The sequence below is a fragment of the Neptuniibacter sp. PT8_73 genome (assembly GCF_047778045.1).
Classification (GTDB): domain Bacteria; phylum Pseudomonadota; class Gammaproteobacteria; order Pseudomonadales; family Balneatricaceae; genus Neptuniibacter.
The window spans coordinates 1159718-1181342 of the sequence record NZ_CP180545.1; the positions used below are offsets into that span (position 1 = coordinate 1159718).

19 protein-coding genes are annotated in these 21625 nt (G+C 41.3%); 9 read left to right on the forward strand and 10 right to left on the reverse strand.

Annotation, left to right across the window (positions count from 1 at the left end; all coding sequences use genetic code 11):
- The first annotated feature begins 23 nt into the window (after window positions 1-23).
- The 9 genes from ACMXYN_RS04970 (at window position 24) to ACMXYN_RS05010 (ending at window position 13803) form a co-directional block, all read left to right on the forward strand.
- Window positions 24-6761 carry a hypothetical protein gene (locus tag ACMXYN_RS04970; protein ID WP_415893760.1) on the forward strand — a complete coding sequence of 2246 codons (6738 nt, stop codon included), beginning with the start codon at window positions 24-26 and terminating at the stop codon, window positions 6759-6761.
- Window positions 6762-6819: 58 nt separating this feature from the next.
- Window positions 6820-8133 carry a hypothetical protein gene (locus ACMXYN_RS04975; RefSeq protein WP_415893761.1) on the forward strand — a complete coding sequence of 438 codons (1314 nt, stop codon included), beginning with the start codon at window positions 6820-6822 and terminating at the stop codon, window positions 8131-8133.
- Between the two features lie 149 nt (window positions 8134-8282).
- Window positions 8283-8561 (forward strand): transposase, encoded by a 279-nt coding sequence (locus ACMXYN_RS04980; protein WP_415893762.1) that lies wholly within the window; start codon window positions 8283-8285, stop codon window positions 8559-8561.
- Window positions 8562-8752: 191 nt separating this feature from the next.
- Window positions 8753-9016, forward strand: coding sequence for a transposase (locus ACMXYN_RS04985; protein ID WP_415894464.1), 264 nt, complete (start codon window positions 8753-8755; stop codon window positions 9014-9016).
- A 52-nt stretch (window positions 9017-9068) separates the two neighbouring features.
- Window positions 9069-9917, forward strand: a complete 849-nt coding sequence (locus ACMXYN_RS04990) for a transposase (protein WP_415893763.1) — start codon at window positions 9069-9071, stop codon at window positions 9915-9917.
- 12 nt (window positions 9918-9929) lie between these two features.
- Window positions 9930-10706, forward strand: a complete 777-nt coding sequence (locus ACMXYN_RS04995) for a hypothetical protein (RefSeq protein WP_415893764.1) — start codon at window positions 9930-9932, stop codon at window positions 10704-10706.
- Window positions 10707-10708: 2 nt separating this feature from the next.
- Complete coding sequence (locus ACMXYN_RS05000; RefSeq protein WP_415893765.1) at window positions 10709-11461, forward strand: hypothetical protein; 753 nt, start codon at window positions 10709-10711, stop codon at window positions 11459-11461.
- A gap of 341 nt (window positions 11462-11802) precedes the next feature.
- Window positions 11803-12603: a hypothetical protein gene (locus ACMXYN_RS05005; RefSeq protein ID WP_415893766.1), complete on the forward strand. Its 801-nt coding sequence runs from the start codon at window positions 11803-11805 to the stop codon at window positions 12601-12603.
- A 9-nt stretch (window positions 12604-12612) separates the two neighbouring features.
- Window positions 12613-13803: a glycosyltransferase gene (locus ACMXYN_RS05010; RefSeq protein WP_415893767.1), complete on the forward strand. Its 1191-nt coding sequence runs from the start codon at window positions 12613-12615 to the stop codon at window positions 13801-13803.
- Here ACMXYN_RS05010 and ACMXYN_RS05015 read toward each other — a convergent pair.
- Genes ACMXYN_RS05015 through gspE form a run of 10 tightly spaced genes read right to left on the reverse strand, consistent with a single transcriptional unit; the run spans window position 13796 to window position 21613 of the window.
- Window positions 13796-14470: a hypothetical protein gene (locus ACMXYN_RS05015; protein WP_415893768.1), complete on the reverse strand. Its 675-nt coding sequence runs from the start codon at window positions 14468-14470 to the stop codon at window positions 13796-13798. The genes ACMXYN_RS05010 and ACMXYN_RS05015 overlap by 8 nt on opposite strands.
- A gap of 3 nt (window positions 14471-14473) precedes the next feature.
- Window positions 14474-14938: a type II secretion system protein GspM gene (gspM, locus tag ACMXYN_RS05020; protein ID WP_415893769.1), complete on the reverse strand. Its 465-nt coding sequence runs from the start codon at window positions 14936-14938 to the stop codon at window positions 14474-14476.
- The gene (gene gspL, locus ACMXYN_RS05025; RefSeq protein ID WP_415893770.1) at window positions 14935-16080 is read right to left on the reverse strand and encodes a type II secretion system protein GspL; all 1146 of its coding nucleotides are present in this window, start codon (window positions 16078-16080) and stop codon (window positions 14935-14937) included. Before gspL ends, gspM begins: the two co-directional genes overlap by 4 nt.
- Window positions 16077-17039, reverse strand: coding sequence for a type II secretion system minor pseudopilin GspK (gene gspK / locus ACMXYN_RS05030; protein ID WP_415893771.1), 963 nt, complete (start codon window positions 17037-17039; stop codon window positions 16077-16079). The genes gspL and gspK overlap by 4 nt, the downstream gene beginning before the upstream one ends.
- On the reverse strand, window positions 17029-17655 hold the full coding sequence (gene gspJ / locus ACMXYN_RS05035) for a type II secretion system minor pseudopilin GspJ (RefSeq protein WP_415893772.1): 627 nt from the start codon (window positions 17653-17655) through the stop codon (window positions 17029-17031). Before gspJ ends, gspK begins: the two co-directional genes overlap by 11 nt.
- Window positions 17655-18062 carry a type II secretion system minor pseudopilin GspI gene (gene gspI, locus ACMXYN_RS05040; protein WP_415893773.1) on the reverse strand — a complete coding sequence of 136 codons (408 nt, stop codon included), beginning with the start codon at window positions 18060-18062 and terminating at the stop codon, window positions 17655-17657. The genes gspJ and gspI overlap by 1 nt, the downstream gene beginning before the upstream one ends.
- A complete protein-coding gene (locus ACMXYN_RS05045) occupies window positions 18052-18534 on the reverse strand; it encodes a type II secretion system protein (protein WP_415893774.1) in 483 nt (160 codons plus the stop codon). The genes gspI and ACMXYN_RS05045 overlap by 11 nt, the downstream gene beginning before the upstream one ends.
- Window positions 18485-18913 (reverse strand): type II secretion system major pseudopilin GspG, encoded by a 429-nt coding sequence (gene gspG, locus ACMXYN_RS05050; RefSeq protein WP_415893775.1) that lies wholly within the window; start codon window positions 18911-18913, stop codon window positions 18485-18487. Before gspG ends, ACMXYN_RS05045 begins: the two co-directional genes overlap by 50 nt.
- Window positions 18914-18927: 14 nt before the next feature.
- Entirely contained in the window at window positions 18928-20139 is a 1212-nt protein-coding gene (gene gspF, locus ACMXYN_RS05055; RefSeq protein WP_415893776.1) for a type II secretion system inner membrane protein GspF, read from the reverse strand.
- Window positions 20126-21613 (reverse strand): type II secretion system ATPase GspE, encoded by a 1488-nt coding sequence (gene gspE, locus ACMXYN_RS05060; protein WP_415893777.1) that lies wholly within the window; start codon window positions 21611-21613, stop codon window positions 20126-20128. Before gspE ends, gspF begins: the two co-directional genes overlap by 14 nt.
- Window positions 21614-21625: the final 12 nt, after the last annotated feature.

Consider the following 21625-nt stretch of genomic DNA (forward strand, 5'->3'; position numbering starts at 1 on the left):
GAGTTAGCAAGGACTGCACAATTATGCGAAGCCCTAAAAAATCTATCGGCACGTTGTTATCCACAGTATTAGGTGTTCTCTCGGTGGGAGCATTGGCACACCTTTGGATAGATGAATCACTTGCTGTGCCTTCACATAAGCATGGCGCTGTTATGGCGCGCAGTGTGGTTACCGATCCAGAGACCAATCAGCCTATCTTGGTGGAATACGGCTCAAATGGTGAAGAGCTGCGTGAAGTGCCTATCCCGCAGGATTACAAAACTCAGATCAATCAGTTAAAAATCATTTCGGCGGCGACTTATCGCCAAGAAAAAAAGCGCCTCGACGACTACAAATTACATTACCAAGATACCTTGGCGAAAGGCGCAGAACTGTTAAGTAAAGCCCAATATTTGCAGCGCGACTTTTTACCCGCGGTGGCATCAGCCGAAACGGCTGACGATCTTGTAAATGGTTTTATTAAAAAGCCTACACTGTCAGACAATGTTAAAAGTGTTTTAGTACGTGCAGAACACAATCGTTTAGGCCAACAGCGAGATAAAGAGCTTGTTTTATTAACCTTTAGCGTAAACTTGGCCGAAAATTATGACCTTCCTACATCGGCAAAATCTGTAGTCCTAAGCCCAGAAGGTAACGTCATTACTACAGCGCCTAATAATATTGCCTATCGTGTTGGTTTTTATGGCAATGCGACTGATCCACAAGCGGCACGTAAAAGTTCTTCTCGTACTCAAGACGACACTATCTTTGGTCCTGTAGGTGGTATCAGAGTCTCAGTCAGTGAATTTGCTTATCCTGGAGGCATTGCGGCAACAGATAGTGAAGGTAAATACCGTCTTAATTACTTTCTACCTCCTTGTCCTGTTGGCGGTTTTGAGTTTACGACAGACGTTTATGCTGAACTAAGATATCAGAATTTCCGTCCTTCGGGCTCGCCAACGATTCCTTACTTTTTAAGACGACAGGATTGGGATTTTTGCTACCCCAATATGGTGCAAATCCACCCTCTACAGCCCCCAGTGTATTTTCCTGCCACGCCTATAGTTAAAAGCCAATCTATCGACCTTTGGGTTGATGTTATGTTTTTAACCGGTCTTGTGAATCTTAAAAACCCGGATGGTTCTACCGTTGCGATTGGTGATAAAACCGAATACCACAGTTTTGCTGAGCAAGAGAAAAATGTCGTCCAGAAAAACTATGATTTTAACGGTGATGGCACCTTAGATTTTACCTACGCAGGGGTTATGCAAGAGATTGTCGAGCCTGACGGTGTAATTTGGGAAAAGTTTGTTAAAGGTGGCGAAGATACGGCAGAGGTCCAAGCTGTATATTTTGAAGAACCTGATTTTAGCGCTGATGCGGAATATGTAGCGCCCGATCTTGTCCGTCTGATAGATCAAGAAAAACGTCTTGAGCCAGCAGGTTATCTAAAATCTATCAGCCGTGATGACTACCAAAACACCGATATCCTCGTGTTTAGAGAATCAACGGGTGAGCTAGTTGTTGAGCGTATAGGCCTTAGAGATGAAGAGATCGATGGTCGTGCTCAAGCAAAATATTACGATGATGCAGGGCATTTCTTCTACAGCATCATGCTCCGCGGCCCGATGGATTTTAATACTAATATTGGTGGTTTAGGTCGAGGTACCGATTTTGCCGAGTTTAATACCAAAGCGCGTCTATCCGAGCCTTATCAACAGCTTGATGCTGATCATCTAAAACCAGGTGAATCCGTACGTATTATCGCCATTAACCGTGCAACCGGTTATATGGGGTCAGCACGCGTGCAATTAGGTTCAGCCGGAGATAACCCAGGCTCGCTTCTTAATACACCGGTTGATGGCATCTCGATGACGCCGCCTAACCTAAAAGTCTGGGCTGAGCGTGATTACACCGTAGAGCAAGGTTTAACAAAGGATGAAGATCGTAGCTACGTGATCGGTGCAGAAGGTGCTTCATTAACCTCAGATCAAAAAATTACGATTTACACTGAGTGGTTGGATCAAGATGGCACACCGCTGCCTGAAGGTTTAAGTAGTGATAATGGTGAACAGTACGGCTATACCGGCCGACTAGCGAAGGTCGTTTCTAATAATGTGCTAGAGGCCGCTTCCGATGTCGGTCAATCAGACTTAGCAGAGTTTCCAATTGCGCCAGGTAAACAGCTTCAAGTACTGACCATCAATAGCAATTTATCTGTTCCAGAACACTACTATATCCACATAAATGGAACGGCTAAGGATGAAGGCCCCGACTTTGCGGCCGGAAGCAGTGTGGGTGCTTTAGCGCCTTACGATAGTCGCCCGGCGAAACTGACTCCGTTTTTATCGCCATTGTTTGATGAGAATAGTACATGGCAGACGCTGAATGATTTTAAGCAGATTGTTAACGAAGTAGCGAGTGGAGCAGAGCCGACTGTAGAAACTGAGGCGCCTGCACCAACATATGCTTGGAACTACCGTCCTGAGTATCAGTTCAGTCAGTATGAGTTGGAGATGCAGGAAGTCAAAAGGAAATATGGCGGCTTGGCTTATACCTATGAGACCGATGACCAACTTCCTTTACAGATGCCCGCAATTGCCAGCAGTGATGATTTAGTAGAAGCCCTTTATACACTTCTCGATAGTCAGTTTGATCGTCTTTCACCTATTGACGGCCCACAACAGATGGTTCTTGCTTTAGGAGAAGAAGAGGTTGAGCTTACTTTAGAAGAGAATAAAACACTTAAATTTAGCAATATTGATCAGCTATCTGAGTTGAGTGCAGAAGATCTATTGACCATGCGTTTATACACTAATAATGACGCAGGCAATGTGCTTTGGGAATTTGCTTTTGAATTTATTAATTTATACGCCTTACGTGATGAAGATGACCCTGTTGATGAAGATGGCTCAATCATTGTTACTGCTGACCAGGACGAACTAGAAATACGTAGCGAATTAGTTGGTTATTCATTTAGAGAAGATCAATATAAAAATCCACATAGGGTCAAATGGAGCCTCTCTGGAGGAGGGAGTCTAGAGACATATAATGACCCCGAGATTCAGGAAGAAACGGCCTTTTTCAGTAATGTACTGACAATACCAAAGTTAGCGGGCAGTCGACTGAAAATTGAATCATCCATCAGAAGGGCTGATCTAGATAATATTGAAGAAGCGAGTGCACATTTAAACGTGCTAGTGGTCCCAGGTGTACCTGCGAGTATCACAATTGAAGATACAGGGGATCTATATGTTGAAGGTAAAGGTGAGAAGCACGTCAATATTACTGTCAGAGATGCACATGGAAACCTTGTTGAAGATGGAACACCTGTAGAGCTAGTCCTTGCTGGTTCAATCAGACTGAAATCTAATGGTTATGATGGCCGAAATACCGACGCAGCTGAATTTTCTACAGTTAATGGCAAGCTAGATGTTTATCTGAAAGGCACTGAGTTCCCTGAATCCTCATCTTTAACAGTATTGGCAGACAAAGCGAGTGCAAATATTGCTTTCGATGTACAGGCAATATCGATGGGTGAACTACTTGTTCAGGAATCAGTGCCGGCAGGTTCAAGTAACCCAATTGAAATGATCATCTATGATGGAACTGGAGAGCCAATAACAGATACGGAAGTACTTGTTACAACAAACTTCGGAAGAATTGTTGAATCATCATTGCAGACAGATGGAACAGGTAAAATCCTCGCTACATATATTGCTCCAGATGTGGCTGGGCAAGCTCAAATTACTGCTAGGGTCGGATTACAGGACGTTAAAAATAAAACCTTAAATGTCTATATCGATCCAAACGAAGTGCTACCGGACGGCACTGCTCGCATTGGTACCCATTTTACTAAAATGGTTGGCGATAGAGATATTGACGGCGAATATCAATATACACGTTACGATACCTCAGCGATAAGAACGCTTTATCGTACAAATGCATCTGCACAGCTTTTTGGTAACGAAGATGATCACGTTTCGTTGCAACTAGGTACACTCTATGACCCTAACCGGCACATGCTTGCAGCTTACTGGATGGACTTTATCCATGAAAATACTGCAGATGATGATGTAGGTTTCAGCAGTGGTACCGTTTTTAACGTGACAACGGGCAAAGGTAATATTGAATCCGCAGGCGATCATTTTAAATTCGATCAGTTACAAACCGATGAGGCTGGTACCAATATACCGGCATATATGTATGTAGAGTCTGCGCATCGTTTGTTACGGAATGACGGTCTTTCTTTTGCGACCGCTATTAAACTTGAGCAATTTGGTGGTGAGGTCTTAAACCTTGGTGACGGTCTGACTTTAGAGTCAACGGCCCACGGCACTCTAGTTCTTACTCTTAGTGGTAATGATGCAGGCGGAAATCCGATTGTTACTACAGTTGAAAGTCAGCCTATCACTCTCGGAACTTGGCATAAAATTGCTGCCAGATTTTATCAAGGAAAACTGACACTCGAAGTAAATAACCAGGCTGAAGAAGTTACAACAACCGTCAGTAAAGTTACTTATCAAAAATTAGCGGTGCCGCTGTTATATATCGATCAGGATGATTTATTACAGCAAGAGGAAAGTTCAGAAGGTGAGTTAAGTTATTTAGACGCAGATCTACAAATTGGTTCTGGCATGCAAGGTCAGATCTCGTCTCTAAAATGGTTTGATTGGCGTTCAGCTCCACTGGTTACTTTTGACAATGGTCAGGAGAGTGTTGGGGTAGATGTAGACAACACAGGTTACTCTACCGTCAACATCAATAGTAACAACAAGATGCAAAGCTTTGGTGGTCGCCTGACTCAGCAGCGAGTAGCGATAACATCAGGTGATAAAACTGCCTATGTAAGTTTGCTGTCGTATGATTATTTCTCCCGTCTTACGCAGTTTGTTGTTGATTCAGAGTTGATAAATGGTGCTCCTCCAATAAACGAATTTGCAGTAGCAAATGGTGGGGTCTATGGAAACAACTTTAATATGTTGGTGGCATCTGGCCTCCATCAAACCGGTAATTTCTTTATTAATTCAGCTTATGCCTACGACATCGGATTTTGGGATGTAGTTGAAATCGTAGGCTCTCTCGTTGGGTTGGATAGTGTTGGTGTTATTTGGGACCAACTCGGAAATATGGTCGCGGGTCGTGACGTCGACATAGTCGCCTTTTCGGTTGCGGTTTTGGATCTGTTAACCCTATTCCCTCCGGCGGCGCCGCTTAAGATCGTAGTTACACCGGCTAAGTTGGCGATTCGATTAATGAATCGTGTGAATGGCACTGCAACTAAGTACTTAGCTGGTGCTTTAAAGCGGATGTATGATAAGGCTAAAAAGCGTGACTTTGACCTTATTTTCCAAGGGATAGCGACCTTTATTGTTTTGGCGGACATGTTTAAAGATGAAGAAGCGAGAGAGGGGCTTTCTGTAATTGTTTCTACAATTAATTCAACCGATGACTTAATTAACTGGTTTGAATTTATCTCGTTGGCAGATCCTGAGTTGTTAGAGGAAACTGCATACAATATGAATGCTCCACAGGAAGAGGTATATGCAAATAACCCGCTGTCTTGGGTTATGGGTAGTGCGTATGCGAGTAAGGGGAAGATTGATACGGGAGTAGGTGCGCGCTTAGGCAAAGCTTTAAAAGAGTTAGCTCCTGCTTTTCAAAAAGTTGAAGCGCCAAGTCAATCTCTCGGTAAAGTTGCGAAAGTAATACGTGAAAACCCTAAAGCCACAAAAATTTACATTCCTTATATCTTCAATCTTCAGATGTTACGAGCATCAATAAAGGTTTTAGGGAAAGGCTCTGTTCAACAGCTTCGGGGGTATTTAACAAATTATAATGGTAGGAGAATCCCTCCACTTACACAGATTATGGTTATTGCTTTCCTTGAGGAACAGGTAGACAGCGGTGAGTTATTTAATCAAGGCGAGACTGCGGAAGAGAAGGCGCTTTACGAACATAATATCCATGAATTACGTAAATTATATATGGCGGCAGCACCAGCGTTAGTTGCGAAAGAAAAAAGAGCTGGAGCGGCTATTAACAAAATTCATGGAGCAAGTTTTCACTTGCTCGAGCTTGCTAAGCAACAATTACTATCTCAAGCTAGCAGCAAAAAGGTGGTTGGTATTGAGATTAGGCGCTTGATTAGGATTTTTAATACCTCGGAAGCAATACTTTCTAATGAAGGTTATAACGATAGTAGGGAAATAGAGCGTAAGATCGATATTCTAACTGGATCTCGGCTTAGCGATGAAAATTGGATTGAGGTCAAATCTTGGAAAGCTAAATCAAAGGTTGATCGTAGCCCTTTGCAAAAAGTAAGTGTGACAAGATGGGTTTATCATAATGTTGAAAAGCAGCATGCTGGTGCCAAGGGTAGTCCTCATCGGCAGTTTATTACAGATAGAATTGCTCTTAAGAATAAAGCTAAGTATGTTAATTCAGAAGCCGAATTAGCAGGGAAGCCCACTGGTAAAGATAAGGCTCCATATATTACCGTTTCAGGTATACAGTGGCTTTTTCTTGATTTTAAAGCGGGTGTTGCAAGAGACATAGTCAGCCCCGACGAACCCTCCTTACGTAAAGCTTTGTCAGTTGATCCGAGTAATCTTGATGATGACCGTAAAGCTTTTACAGAACAAGTTACTGAACTTGATAAAGGCAAAGTGGGTAAATTAATTGATCTATCAACGATGGTAGAGTTTTTAAACCAACTTGGAGCTCAGTACCGTTCAGATATGTTGGATGCGGCTATATCAGAAGTAGAGGCTCAGCTTTAATGAAATTGATCAGTAGTAATAGAGTTTTTTTAAAAAATGATAATAATTATGGATCATCATGAGTGAAGATACTATTAGTCTTTTTTTTGACTGTGAAAATGAAAAACTAGCTGATGAATTGCATACTGAATTGGAAGGTAAAGCCTCCGAGATAGTTGATGATTTACGCTATAGTCAGTGTGAGAATCGTGGTGACCAAATCATTGTAGTTTTAGGGTGTAGTTTCGATCATGCTATGGTTCAAGATTTACTCAATACCATATTGGAAAAAAATCTGAGTAATTCTTACGCTGAACTTTACTATGATACAGCAGGGGAAAAAGAGTTTTTTGCTATTAGAAATGGGTCTCTAAAAGAATTCAAACGTCGCCCTCCACGTAAGCAGAAAAGCCCTGATACTAAAAGCAGTGAACAGGTTAAAAGTTTATCCGTAACTGAATTTCCTCAAGTAGAGAGTGAAATTTGGCAGGCACAACGGCGTGAAGATTGGGAAAAAATCTATTGGGGTACTTATGATGAACAGCCAAAATATAGGTGGCAGCATTATAAGGAGTATTTCTTTACCGGAGATTTAGATAAGTATATAAAAGGCGAGCTCCAGTATTTAAAGCGTATTGGCTTAGATGAAAATATGAGGATCATTGATTTTTCTAAAGCGATTTTATACACCCCAGCTAATACTCTTAATCAATTGGAAAACTTGATACAACATGTTGCTCAATGGTATGAAGTTAACAATGACTCCCTAGAGGCAGGTTTTTTGAACATTAAAAAGAACCTATTTATAGAATCGTTTTCTCATTTTTCATCTATCCCCGAGCATGGATTTTGTCCAAATCTAGCTCATGAAGCATTTTTTTGGGTTTATGGTGACACATATAGTGCTAAACGTACGTTCCCTATTCCTTTGGGAGAAACAAAATGGCAGCCTATACTTGGGAGTCACGACGTGCTCTTCGGGTTGCTTGTCCAGAGTTTTTATGAGTATTTTTTCAAAAAGAATTTTAAAGATTTAAGTATTGAAAAGAGACGAATGAAATATCAGGATGATCGATATTTGGATTTTTTATTAACTCTGTTGCAATGTATCGATGTGGAATTTTTTGATTTAAAGCTCTTTGATCGGGATCACATTACGTCCTCAGGTGTAGAAATGGGAGTGCAGCAATATATGCTACGAGCTCTTTTTATGGGTTTGTATGGATATAATGTTCCGCTGTTTTCTGGCACTGATGAATTTTATTGTCGGGATCAGGAACTATGCGGAAGGCTTAAGGAAAAAGTCAGGCTTCTTGATATGCCAGACGAGTTCTTCACTTTTATTAATTTTATTAAGGAATATAAAGGAGAGGCGTTTAAATATACAGAATGAGTCTCTGAGAGGAACCCCAGCAGAACCCAAGAGGAACCCAAGGGTCAGGTCTTGCATTGTGCATAATTGGCTTTTTTTGTTTAAGTTTTGCCGTTTAGTTTTTAGTTAAATCTTTTATTTTGGGCATAAATTCACAAGGAGTGTGAATCATGTCTAGACCGCTAAGAGTCGAGTTTGCGGGCGCGTTATATCACCTTACTTCCAGAGGTAATGCTCGGGGAGATATCTATCAGTCAGATGCTGATCGCCGTTATTTTTTAAGTTTGTTAACTGATGTTTGTATTCGTTTCAATTGGGCCTGCCATGCTTATTGTTTGATGGATAACCACTACCATCTTTTGATTGAAACAGGCGATGCAAACCTGTCTAGAGGAATGAGGCAGCTTAACGGGGTCTACACTCAATACTTCAACAGAACCTATCAATAGAACCCAAGGGTCAGGTCTTGCATTGTGCATAATTGGCTTTTTTTGTTTAAGTTTTGCCGTTTAGTTTTTAGTTAAATCTTGTTATTTTAGGCATAAATTCACAAGGAGTGTGAATCATGTCTAGACCGCTAAGAATCTAGTTTGCGGGCGCGTTATATCACCTTACTTCCAGAGGTAATGCTCGGGGAGATATCTATCAGTCAGACGCTGATCGCCGTTACTTTCTAAGTTTGTTAACTGATGTTTGTGTTCGCTTCAATTGGGCCTGCCATGCTTATTGTTTGATGGATAATCACTATCATCTTTTGATTGAAACAGGCGATGCAAACCTGTCTAAAGGAATGAGGCAGCTTAACGGGGTCTACACTCAATACTTCAACCGAACCCAAGGAACCCAAGGGTCAGGTCTTGCATTGTGCATAATTGGCTTTTTTTGTTTAAGTTTTGCCGTTTAGTTTTTAGTTAAATCTTGTTATTTTAGGCATAAATTCACAAGGAGTGTGAATCATGTCTAGACCGCTAAGAATCGAGTTTGCGGGCGCGTTATATCACCTTACTTCCAGAGGTAATGCTCGGGGAGATATCTATCAGTCAGACGCTGATCGCCGTTACTTTCTAAGTTTGTTAACTGATGTTTGTGTTCGCTTCAATTGGGCCTGCCATGCTTATTGTTTGATGGATAATCACTATCATCTTTTGATTGAAACAGGCGATGCAAACCTGTCTAAAGGAATGAGGCAGCTTAACGGGGTCTACACTCAATACTTCAACCGAACCTATCGAAGAGTAGGACATCTCTTTCAAGGACGTTATAAAGGTATTCTGGTAGATAAAGATAGTTATCTATTAGAACTTAGCCGATATATCGTTCTAAATCCTGTTAGAGCGAGAATGATTTATTCAGCAGAGGAATGGCCTTGGAGTAGTTATCGGGCCATGGTCGGAAAGTGTCAGCCGCTAGATTGTTTATCTACCAGCAGTATTTTGTCTTTGTTTGGTGAAAACAAGCCCAATGCTCAACAGGCTTATGAACAGTTCGTTAGGCACGGATTAAACCAACCTTCTCCTTGGGAAGAGCTCAAGAATCAAATCTATCTTGGTCCCGATGCTTTTATTGATGAGGTTCAGTGTAAAGCATCAGAAGAAACCAATTTAGATGAGATACCAAAATTACAAAAGAGGGGCACCAAGAAGGAATTACCTCATTATGGTCAGAAGTACTTAAATGATGATGAGGCTATGTTTAAAGCTTATAAAAGTGGTCATTATACAATGAAGGAAATTGGTGATTATTTCGGTGTTAGCTATTCGACGGTAAGTCGAAAAATAGCGAGTTTTGCACAATGCAAGACCTGACCCTGTGGCCCTTTGGACCCTGTGGCCCTTTGCTCTCGAAATGCCTTAAATGATGACCATTGGGGTAAAAATCCATTTTGGGAAGGTATTAAACCATATAAAACAGAGACTTGGTTTCAGGTTTGGAAAAGGGAAACTAGAAGTTGGAACAAGTTTAAAAAAATTGGTAAACGATATGTCATGGAAAAAGGTAGTAATAATAAATCTTATATTTCTACCGCGACCCCTTGGATTAATACTTCTAATGTAATATTGGATGAGCAATTGAATTCTGAGGTCAAGTTTAAAGCTTTACAAAAGTGGATCTCTCAAACGCCTACCGATATATTACCAAAGGTGTTTTTGAAATCTGTAGGGTATCGTATCGGAGAATATGAACAAAATTATTTATCAGTTGAAAAAGACAAAGGTATTGGTGAAGCCAGAGTAAAACCTTTCAATCTGAGAACTTTTTACTACCATAAAGTAGGTGAGGGTAAAGTCGAGGAACTCCTAGGTAAAATGTTGAATGACTTCTTTGGCGAAGAGGTTAAACAATTGAAAGAACAGATCAGTCAAGGAGAGTTATCTGAGGAGCAGTTTGAACAACTCAAGGAAACAATGGTAGAAAAATTTGAGGATGCTTTAGGAGCGTGGGGATACCTTTTTGTCGATATACCTTTAATTTCTGATGCTGAAAATTTTGTTGCTGATATTCTTATGAGTGAAAATTTAGAGGAATTACGATCAGCAGCTGCAGAAATGCCTGTAAATGATGATTACTTCGAAAATATTTGTGAGGCACCTTAATTTTGTTTGGACATGAAAATAAGCTTAAAGGCTTTGAGTATTTGTGGAAAATAGAAGATCCTGCTTGGTTGGATGAGAGAACTGCTGAATGGAAGGGGATTGAGCGTTATTATAAAGAAGGTAATCGCATATCAAGAAAAGAGCTGAAGGACTATAAAGGAATTTTCCTTAAAGGTGAGCTGTATAATTATATTCCTCCAGTAGTTTTATGGGCGCTTGTCCCTATTTTAACGCCTGCTGATGCTGAAAAGCTGATGTATAGTAAGTTATTTAATGATGTTGATAGAGGCGGTTTATTAAGCGGGTCAATTTTTTCTTTGTGTGATTTTTATCCTGCACCATGGTTAAATAAAACATTTGATTGTTTTTGTGAAGGTGTCCTTGGTAAAGAATATAGAAATATTGATGTTGTAGGTATTAATGGTGATCCTCTTGTAGTCGATCAAAGCCCATCATTTTTGGTAAAAACATTTTTCTTTAGGCTTTCGTTGTATTTTGATGGGAAATTAGATCTTGATATATTGCAGGGTGGTATCTTTATGCTCGATTATGTTCTTTCCGCGTTAGATGTTTCTGAACGTGATATTCATATAGGTGAAAAGGAATATAATAGGTTTTTTGATGCCCTAGATAGATTTGATTATCCGTCAGATAATGATATTAAAAATCATGTATATAGAGTGATAATATCAAGAAGGGATGAGATAGATAAACGATGGGTTAAAAGGCTAGAGTATTTAAAATTAAAGTCGTGAATTTAATAACCTGAAAAAAATGAAAAACCCAAGGGTCAGGTCTTGCATTGTGCATAATTGGCTTTTTGTTGTTTCATTTTTGCCGTTTAGTTTTTAGTTAAATCTTGTTATTTTAGGCATAAATTCACAAGGAGTGTGAATCATGTCTAGACCGCTAAGAATCGAGTTTGCGGGCGCGTTATATCACCTTACTTCCAGAGGTAATGCTCGGGGAGATATCTATCAGTCAGACGCTGATTGCCGTTATCTTTAATATCTGAATCTTTCATTGCTCCCTCCTTGTAGACAGCAGCAATCATTTAGTTGATAGTCGAAGATGAGTTTTTAAGGAAGAAACAGCAGTGAGAACAGCGGTTATTCAGTCATTTCGGGAGCATGATGTTCCTGCTTGGTTAGCTTCTTGTATGCGTTCTGCGCAAATATGGGCAGAGCAGGAAGGTTATACCTATCTATGGAAGAACGATGCCTTTTTTGACTATGCTACGGAGCATGAAAAGCGTATTTGTTCGAATCAGATTTATGCACTAACAGACATTTGTCGCCTTCGATGGATCAAAGAGTTATTTGATTCCTACGATCGAGTCTTTTGGTTAGATGCAGATATTTTGATTTTTTCGCCAAAGAAACTAACGCTTGAGAGTCTAGCGGGTGCTGGTTTTGCGAAAGAGGTATTTATTAGGCCACATACAGATAACCGGGGAAGGTTTATAACTAAACATGGTCATAATAATGCGTTTATGTTTTTTGATCGTGATAACGGTACGTTAGAGCATTACCTTTCAAGCGCAGAAGCTTGTTTGGCTGAGTGGCATGATGGGGACCTTCCAAGGACAATTATAGGGCCTACGATGGTGGATAATCTGTTTAGTTGTCATCGTGTAACTTCTATTGAAGGCGTCGGCCTTTTCTCTCCCAATATTATGCGAGATATTGTGCTAGGTGGCACTCGCTTATCGAAGCAATATTATGGTCTTTATTCCTCAGGTTTATATGCCGCTAATCTGTGTCATTTTATTCGAAACACTTTGGAAGGCCTGAAGCGCGAACAATATGATGCAACCTATGAAAAAGCGGTAGAAAAACTATTACAAGATGGCTCTCGTGTGTTATTGCCTTCGAACCATTTCGTACATAATGGTTAAGGTGGCGGTTTGGCGAATATTCTAGTTGCGTGGGAATTTGGTGGTGGGTTAGGGCATTTAACCCATCTAGCCCCGTTTATAACGACACTGATTGAGCGTGGTCATCAGGTTACTTTAGTTACTAAGGGGCTTGGGGTTTTATATCGTTTTGAGTTTCCTGAAGAGCTTAAGGTACTACCTGTCCCTTATGCGCTAACCTCGGAAGACAAACCGAAAGCTACAGCCTGTATTGCAAGTATTTTAATGCAGTATGGTTACAGTAATCGCTATGCTCTTGAGCAGATGGTAAAGAGCTGGCGGAGCATTTTTGACTTGGTAAAACCTGATTTACTTATTTGTGATTACGCGCCAACAGCGCTGATTGCAGCCAATAAAATGGACTGTAAGAAAGTTATTATTGGATCGGGTTTTGCCGAATTAAAACCTGGCTTACCTTGCCGAATATTAACGCCTTGGGTTGATGGAATTGAAAGCATAGCGGTTAGGCACGAAGGTAAGGTGGTTCAGACGGTAAATAAGATCTTAGATCCGGAACGGAAGACTATTAAATACCTAGGTGATCTCTTTTCATCTAATTTCTTATTGATGACAACGTTGCCCGAGCTCGATCATTATCAGCGCGATCGCTCGACCACATATTATATTGAGTCGGTTAAAAACAACTTGTTCACTGCGAAGGCTAATTGGGCCGAAAACGGAAAACCTAAAGTCTTTGCTTATTTAAAAGCGCATGCGAAAAATACTGGCATCATGATCAGAGTGTTAGCCGAAAGTGGTTTTGATGTGATTTGTTGTTGTAATGGCTTAGCGAAACTCAATATTCCTTCCGATATTCATTCGAAAATTCAATTGCTTGATTATCCAGTAGACCTTTCAGAGCTACTGAAAACGGCAGATATTGTTGTGAATCATGCGAGTAAAGAGTTGGTTGCAGAGAGTTTAAGTAAAGGTAAGCCGCAGTTGGTGTTACCTGCGCAGTTAGAGCAAGTTGAGAATACGCGTTTAATTGAGAAATTAAATATTGGTTTGAATGTTCCCCCGCAATCTTCTCCACAAGATATTTTAATAACATTGCGTCGGTTGCTAGATGAACCGAAATACAGGCTGGCTGCCGAGGCCATTGCCGAACGCAATGCAACCAAAGCTACCATGCATAGTTATATGGATGGAGTTAGGGCAATAGAGAACTTACTCAAATAATATTTGGTAGTTGGATTTTCCCTCTTTCAGCCGGTATTTCTAACGCATCGCTTAGCAGTTGAAGATTCTCTTTTTTCTTTGCTGATATGGCGAGTTGCGATTGAAAATCGGTAGGGGATAGCATTCTTATCGAGCCGGTTAAATAAAAATTGCCGTTAGAGCGTTGTGGGATCAAAATCCAGTTGTTGTTTGTGCATTCGGCAGTGAATCCTATCTCTGCTGGTGGATGTTCGCTTCCCGAAATTCTGACATCTTTCAGAGCCAAGTTAACTTTAGATATTTCATTACAGTGGTTGGGGTTCCAGCTATCGGTAGTAAAGTAAAGATTGCCTTTGATTGCTCTTGGGATATTGGACAGTGTTTGCAACGGAGCTTGGTATTCTATTCTGTAAATTTCATCCATTGAGATGGAGCTAGATAGGCTAATCTGACTTTGATTGTCGAAGGTTATTAACCACTGTGGTGATAGCGAGGTTATTGAAAAACCATTGAGCTTCCAGCTGAAATGTTGGTTTTCCAGAGTGCCTTTCCCCGAAAGCAGGTCGCCGCGAAATTGCGAGACTTGAAAACCTTGCTCAGCAAATTGTTGTTCGATGAAACGTGCAGGGGTCGTTAAAACAAATGCCAAAACAAAACTACTGATAAAGATGGTAATTGCAATTTTCATGGGTTATTTACCAAATGTAAGGTTGGCATTTATATTCCCCGCATCTTCTGCCGGGGTGATGTGGATCTGGGTGAGGGTTACACCTTTATTCTCAAGCGCTGTGATGCTTTTGATTACGTTGTTGAATGCGACATTAGAGAGTGTGAATGATATTTCTTCTTCTGTAACGCTATTCATACGTGTGAGCTTTATTTGCTGACTGCTAAACGCGTTGTGAACAGACTGACGTAGATTGGATGCTTGTTTCTGCTCAGCTTTATTTGCTGAGGTGCTAACTTGATATTGCGCTTGTTGCATCCATTGGTAGTCGCGCAGTTTTGCGTCTAATTGCTGATAGAGCATCTGCTCACTGTTCAGTGTAGGTTTTATGATCAATAACCAACACAGTGCTAAGACTACAAATGGCAGTGCTATGGTTAGTGTTCTGATTTCTGTTGAGCTTAGGTTATTTAAGTAATCTTTTATCATTGTGCTTCTCCTTTGCTTGGAGAGTTAATGATTAACGTGCCATTGACGCCATTTTCTGTTTGTGTCAAATCACCCAGCTGCGCAGTAGTGCTCACAGTTTTTAATTTCTCTCTTAAGGTTTCTAGGGGAGGGAAACTGCTAGCTTGTAATATGATTCTCATAACGCCTGAATCTTCTGAATATCGAATACTTGTGATTTCGAGTTCTTTGGGGGCCAGTAAAGGCGTGATAGAGCTTAAGAATGGAATAAATGCGCTGTTGTTTGTTTGGCCTGATTGCTCTCTTAAATTAGCTCGCATCTGCCCGACAGGGTTGATTACACGACGTGCCTGAGGGTAAATTTTCTTATAAAGTTGGACCATCTGTTGATCGATGTGCTTGATCTGTTTTTCCATCAAATGGTTGTTGTATAGCGAAGAGCCAAGCCAGAGTATAAGCGTGCACAGAGCAACTATAGCGGGAGGTAAAAGAAGCTTTTTATTTTGCTCAAAGGCACTAAACGTAGCGAACTCACCAACAAGAATATTTATTGGTTTAAAGCCTTTTGGTGATTCTAAATAACTTGCTAAGAGTATATTCGAATCGTCGTCGGCGTTCTGAATATTAAGGTTTTCAGAGTCACTTTGACTTTGCATGTGTTCAAACAGTGATATCGGAATCGCACCTTTAAAGTCTGTTGTAAAGCTAATGACCCGTTGATCTTCTATATAAAGTGTTTCTTCACTGATAGGCAGTAAGAAGCAATCTATAGACAGTAGTTTTAGATCTATATCCAGTGTCTCAAGTGCTTCTATCCACGTTGATAATTTCTGTCGATCACATACTAACACTTCTGGCGACAGGGAGCGTTCGGGGTAATAAGCAATATGGTTATCTTCAATCGGATTACTGATTAACTCTTCTATTTGAAATGGGATACCGCTATAGGCTGCTTTAGATGTATTGGGTAGCTCAGCAGTGACTACTGTTGCGGTTTCTGATGGTAAAAAACAGTGGCAGGCTATTTGCGAGAATGGCTCTATAGCTTGCTTTAGCTCTTCCAAAGAACCTTGGCCATATCTCATTGGCTGTTGCGGGGATGAAATACCCCATTCACATCGATTGCTATCTTCGATGAATCGAATGACCAAAAGATCTTTCATGGCATAACTCCGTAATACCGCGATAGGGTTTGGGCTTTTTCACCATCAGTTGAAAAATAAGCATTAAGCTCAACCCGAGAGCGTTCGTACATTACTTGAATGCGAGTTTTAAAATAATTTCTTTCTAGATGGAAAGCATGATTGATTTCAGTTGGAAGGTTTTTTCCATCGGTCTGTAAAGATTGAATAAAGCTATTAATATCGCTGTAGCCGTCCGCCGGTTTTGATTGAATAATCTGTTTGGCATCTGCTGTATCGAGTACACCATGAGAGAGTGCACTGATTAAAGTCGCGTGTTTTTCTTCTAAATCATTGGGGTTTATCGCCAAGCGCGTATCCCCGGTTCTTGCACATAAAAGTTCAGAGATATTGCTGAATTGTTCATCCGATAAAATATCGAGTTGTTTCAGTTCATTTATATTTTGTAGATGCCCGTTTACCGGTAATGGTGTCGTTGGGCTGCTTCTTTCTAGGCCTTGGGCATCGATTGGGTCTGAATCTTCATCAATCCAATCAGCAGCTCTGCTAGTAAAGGATTTAGCCGTGAGCGAGTCAATATTATGATTGATTAGAAGTTGTTGTAGGGCTTTGATTGCAAAAGGGCGTTCTGGGTTAGGTACTCGTTGTTCTTTGTTTGTTTTATGTGAATCTAAGCTGTTGATGTTAAAGCAGTTATGCACAGGGTTTAGCTGAATAGTCATGTTTCCTTGTGCAATAGGGAATTGCACGGGTACTGCATTATGTACAGCTGGTTTCTCAATCAGTTCTTTTGCAAGAATATAACTGTGTTGTTCTCCACTTAAGGCATACCACTGTGCTTGCTCTAGATCCTGAACACTTGCAAGTCGATTACTGTTATCACGTGTCATTTTATACAGCTCGGAAGCGATGATCGTTAAAATAGATACGAGGGTGAGGGTAACCAGCAGGGCAGCGCCTCTTTGACGTTTAGGGCTCAATTAGATCACCCCCTGGTAGTCCTACTATGAGTTCTGCTACCTCCCAGTTAGGGTGTCCAAACTCAAACTTGATGGCTTGTGGAAGGTTATCGCTTTTTAAATCTGTATATAGCAGCTCCCAATTCTGTTGGAACAGACTAATGTTGAGTTCTTCTAGACCTTGAAGTAAGCGGATCCGATGCCATGGAATAGGTATTAGTGGGTTTTGTGGAAAGGGTTGTTGTTCTCGAATCAGGTCACCATCAATTAATTTGTATCGAACACGGATTAGGTCAGGATATGTTTGATTTGGTTTTGGTGTGGTGCTGAATCGAATGAATTCCATAAAGGTTGAGCCGACAGCCTGACTTTGTGGGCGGAGCAGGAGACCTAAGTTTGGCGTTATAAAGTCTTCCCCAGTTAGTGTTCTTGGGGTGATCTGTTGCAGATCTCTTTGAATGACTCTGAGCGAGTTATCTAAGTTACTCAAACGTTCTTGTTGTTGGCTTAGCTGGGATTTACCTCTTAGCATTACATCCAGCATGCTTTGAGCTGCAATCCCGATGATAGCTGTGATGGCAATGGCGATGATTAGCTCTATTAGCGTAAAGCCCGCTTGATATTTACGTTGTAGCATTATGATTGATCCCTGTAACCAATCAGTGTTGCTAGAACATAGTCTTTATTATCTGATAATGAGACTGTGACCGTGAGTTTAGAGAAGTTTTCTACACTGGTTTTATCTTTTTTAATTCGCCACCAAAAGTCCCTTCCTGCGAATTTTGATTCACCATAATTGTCTGACCTCTGATTCGGAAGCATGGCTGTTTCTAATGCATTATGGGCTACCCACATAGCCAACTGACGATCTGATATATGGCCAGCATGTCTTAATGAGGAGGAGGTCGCCTGTACAATTGCAGCCGCAGCGACTGCAAGAATGGATAGAGCAACCATTACTTCAAGCAGCGTAAAACCCAATTGTCTTTTAGGGGCGTGTTTCTGTGATGAAGTACACCCTTTCATAACATGCTTATTCTTCATTTATCGCATAAGGCCCAGTTATTTCGAACTGCTCTTCTACTGTGCTATAAATCAGTTTGTGAGGGCTTAGAAGTCCATCTGGAGATGCGTATAAACCGACACCTTTCAGGTCTTCATGAGGGCTGGGTTCAAATTCCAGCGTTACCCCTGCTGGGATATCAATCCATCCATCTTTTCTTTTGGTATCCCAACCATTAGGCCCCATTGATATAACTCTCAAACGTTGTTCATCGATTTGTAAGCCGTACCAACGTTGATCTATTAGCGATTTTTCACTCATCTCAAAGAGAATCGCATTTACTCTACTTTGAAATGTTTCTGGAGATGATGAGTGGGAGCTGTAGGCCACAACAAAACCACTCATCAAACCAATTAAGGTGATGACGACCATCAGTTCCAGCAAGGTAAATCCTCGCTGGTGGTTACCAATTGGCGATGTCACTGCCGTTGCCTTCACCACCATGAGTGCCATCAGCTCCTAAAGAGTACAAATCGTATTTACCGTGCTCACCTGGTGATAGGTATTGATATTCATTGCCCCATGGGTCAGTAGGTAGGCGTTTAATATAGCCGTCGCTTCTGTAGTTTTTAGGGCTTGGGCCAGTACTTGGTTTGCCAGTTAAAGCCTCTAGCCCCTGATCTGTTGTTGGGTAGGTGTGGTTATCTAGCTTGTACATATCTAGGGCGTTTTCCAGCGAGGCAATATCCGCTTTGGCTTTTTCGACCATCGCGATATCTTGGTTTTGCAAAACGTTTGGAGCTACGATTGCGACAAGCAAACCTAAAATTACGATGACAACCATGATTTCCAATAAGGTAAAACCTTGATCCTTTCGAGAATGTTTTCTCATCTGTCTAGTTCCTTTTAAAATTGGGTAAGATCGTTTAATTGCATAATTGGTAATAGAATCGCGAGCACGATGGCCAACACGATTAAGCCAAAAACAATGATTAGCACAGGCTCAATAAGCTTAGTCACAATGGAAATAATACTGTTGAGTTGATGTTCCTGTTGTTCTGCCGATTTTTTCAACGCGGTGGCTAATTCACCACTGAGCTCTCCGTTCGCAACCATAAAAATGGATATGGGGGGAAACAAACCCGCTGTAGACATGGCTTTATTTAAGCTGCCACCTTCCCGCACTTTTTCCGCAATCGTTTGTAACTTGCTTTTAAAATGTAAATTCCCACTGGTCTGCTGACTGGTATAGAGCGCATCGAGTAGCGGAACCCCACTATGCAACATGATATTTAGGGTGTTTAGTAAGCGGGCGGTCTCTAGGTTGATCACTACTTTCTTGATAAATGGTGTTTTTAAAAACACTTTGTGCACGCGGAGTTTTATATGCTGTTTATTATAAAAATAACTGCAGACTACGATAGTGCCGATTAAGCCAGCTATTAGCCAAGCGCCATGATTAACGACAAAATCTGATACAGAAATCATCACTCTGGTCAGCAAAGGTAGTTGTTGGCCTACATGATCAAATTGTTCGACTACTTTCGGAACTACATAGGCCATGAGTAGGCCAATAATTGTTATCGCAACCGAGGTTAAAACAATAGGGTAAATAGAGGCTTGCATGACGTTGTTGCGCAAGCGTTGGTTTCTTTCTGTGTAATCTGCAAGTTGGAGGAGTACTTGAGCGAGTTCGCCTGACTTTTCCCCTGCGCGAATTAGCTCACGGTAGATAGGTGGGAAAATGTTTTGATAATCTGCCATGCCTTCTGCGATCGTATGCCCTTCACGGACTTTACTTTTCACGCCCTGTAACGCAGCCTTTAAATGTTTATGGGTGCTTTGCTCAGACGTGGCTTGTAGAGCATCTTCAATCGCAACGCCAGATTGGACGAGTGCAGCAAGTTGTTGAGTAAACAGTGACAGGTGCTGTATCGAAACCTTGCCAGCAAAAAGAGTGCGCTTTTTGCTGTTCGTTTCTTTCACTTCAACTAAACGGTTTGGTAAAAGCTGTTGGTCACGGAGATTCTGGCGTGCTTGCCTTTCTGAATCAGCATCAATAAATCCGCGCTGTTTTTTGCCGCTTTTATCTAGCGCATGATATTCATAGGAAGGCATGATCCGAGGCGTCCTTAACCATTCTTAAAACTTCATTGACGGAGCTCTCGCCTTTTAAAATAGCACTGATTCCTTCATCTAACATGCTGCGATGGTCGCTTTTTATAGCCCCTTTAAGGTCATGTTCACTGACTTTTGAGTGGATGTTACGAGCTAATTCAGGTGTTACTTGTAACAGTTCGTATAGGCCCAATCGTCCCGCATAGCCGGTATGATTACACTCGTCGCAGCCTTTAGGTTGGCATATGGGTTGCCCAGCTAATTTGGCGTTACCTAGTCTGTCTGCATCCGTGGAAGACAGTGTTGTTGCTTCTTTGCAGTGAGGGCATAATGTTCTGATTAGACGTTGAGCCAGTACACCTTTAAGAGATGACGAAATTAAATAAGGTTCCACACCTATATCGGTTAAACGCGTTATCGCTCCGAGGGCATCGTTTGTATGCAAAGTTGAAAGAACTAAGTGACCCGTTAAGCTGGCTTGAACTGCAATTTGCGCTGTTTCTGCATCTCGAATTTCACCAATCATTACAACATCTGGATCTTGACGAAGTATTGCTTTAAGGCCTTTAGCAAACGACATTCCTGTTTTAGTATTTACAGGTGTCTGGCCGATCCCCTCTAGCGCGTACTCTACTGGGTCTTCTACGGTTAATATATTGCGAGACTTTTCATTTAATAGCGTGAGTCCAGCATAGAGCGTTGTTGTCTTACCCGAGCCCGTTGGCCCTGTAACCAAGATAATGCCATTGGGTTGATTGAGTAAGCCAACTAGCTTTCTTCTAGTAGAATCTGGCATGCCTAGCTGAGTCAGTTCTAATTGCTGTGTGTGTTTCTCCAGTAATCGGAGAACCACGCGTTCCCCATGAATAGATGGCATTGTCGAGACTCGTACGTCCAAGGCTTGGCCTGCCATACGAAGGCTAACCCTTCCGTCTTGTGGAACTCGCTTTTCGGCAATATCTAGTTTGGCCATGACTTTAATACGAGAGATGAGTCTAGGTGCCCAACGATGATCGGGTTGTAGGATCTCTTGTAACACGCCATCTACACGAATCCTAACGGACATGCTGTTTTCAAATGTTTCGATATGAATATCGGAAGCCTTTTGCTTTAGCGCTTGGGTAAATAATGCATTAATAATTCGAATTACAGGTGCATCGTCTTGGCTATCTAACAGGTCTACAGTCGCATTGTCGTCGAGGTTGAGCTCATCCAGTTGCACTGTTTCATGTAGGTCATTAATGCTGTCCAGGCTTGTGTCAGCAGATTTGTAATGCTGGGTAATCTCCGATTTTAGTGTATCTGCATCTTTTTTCTCAAAAACGGGGATACCACTAATGTGTCTATTTACTTCACCTAACGCCTGCAGAGGCGTTTCATCAGAATAATAAATCGCGACCCCTGAGTCTGACTCTATCATCAGAACATTGTGTTTATTGGCAAAGCCAAAAGGGAGCATTGTAGACGGCTTCATTCTCTAATAATG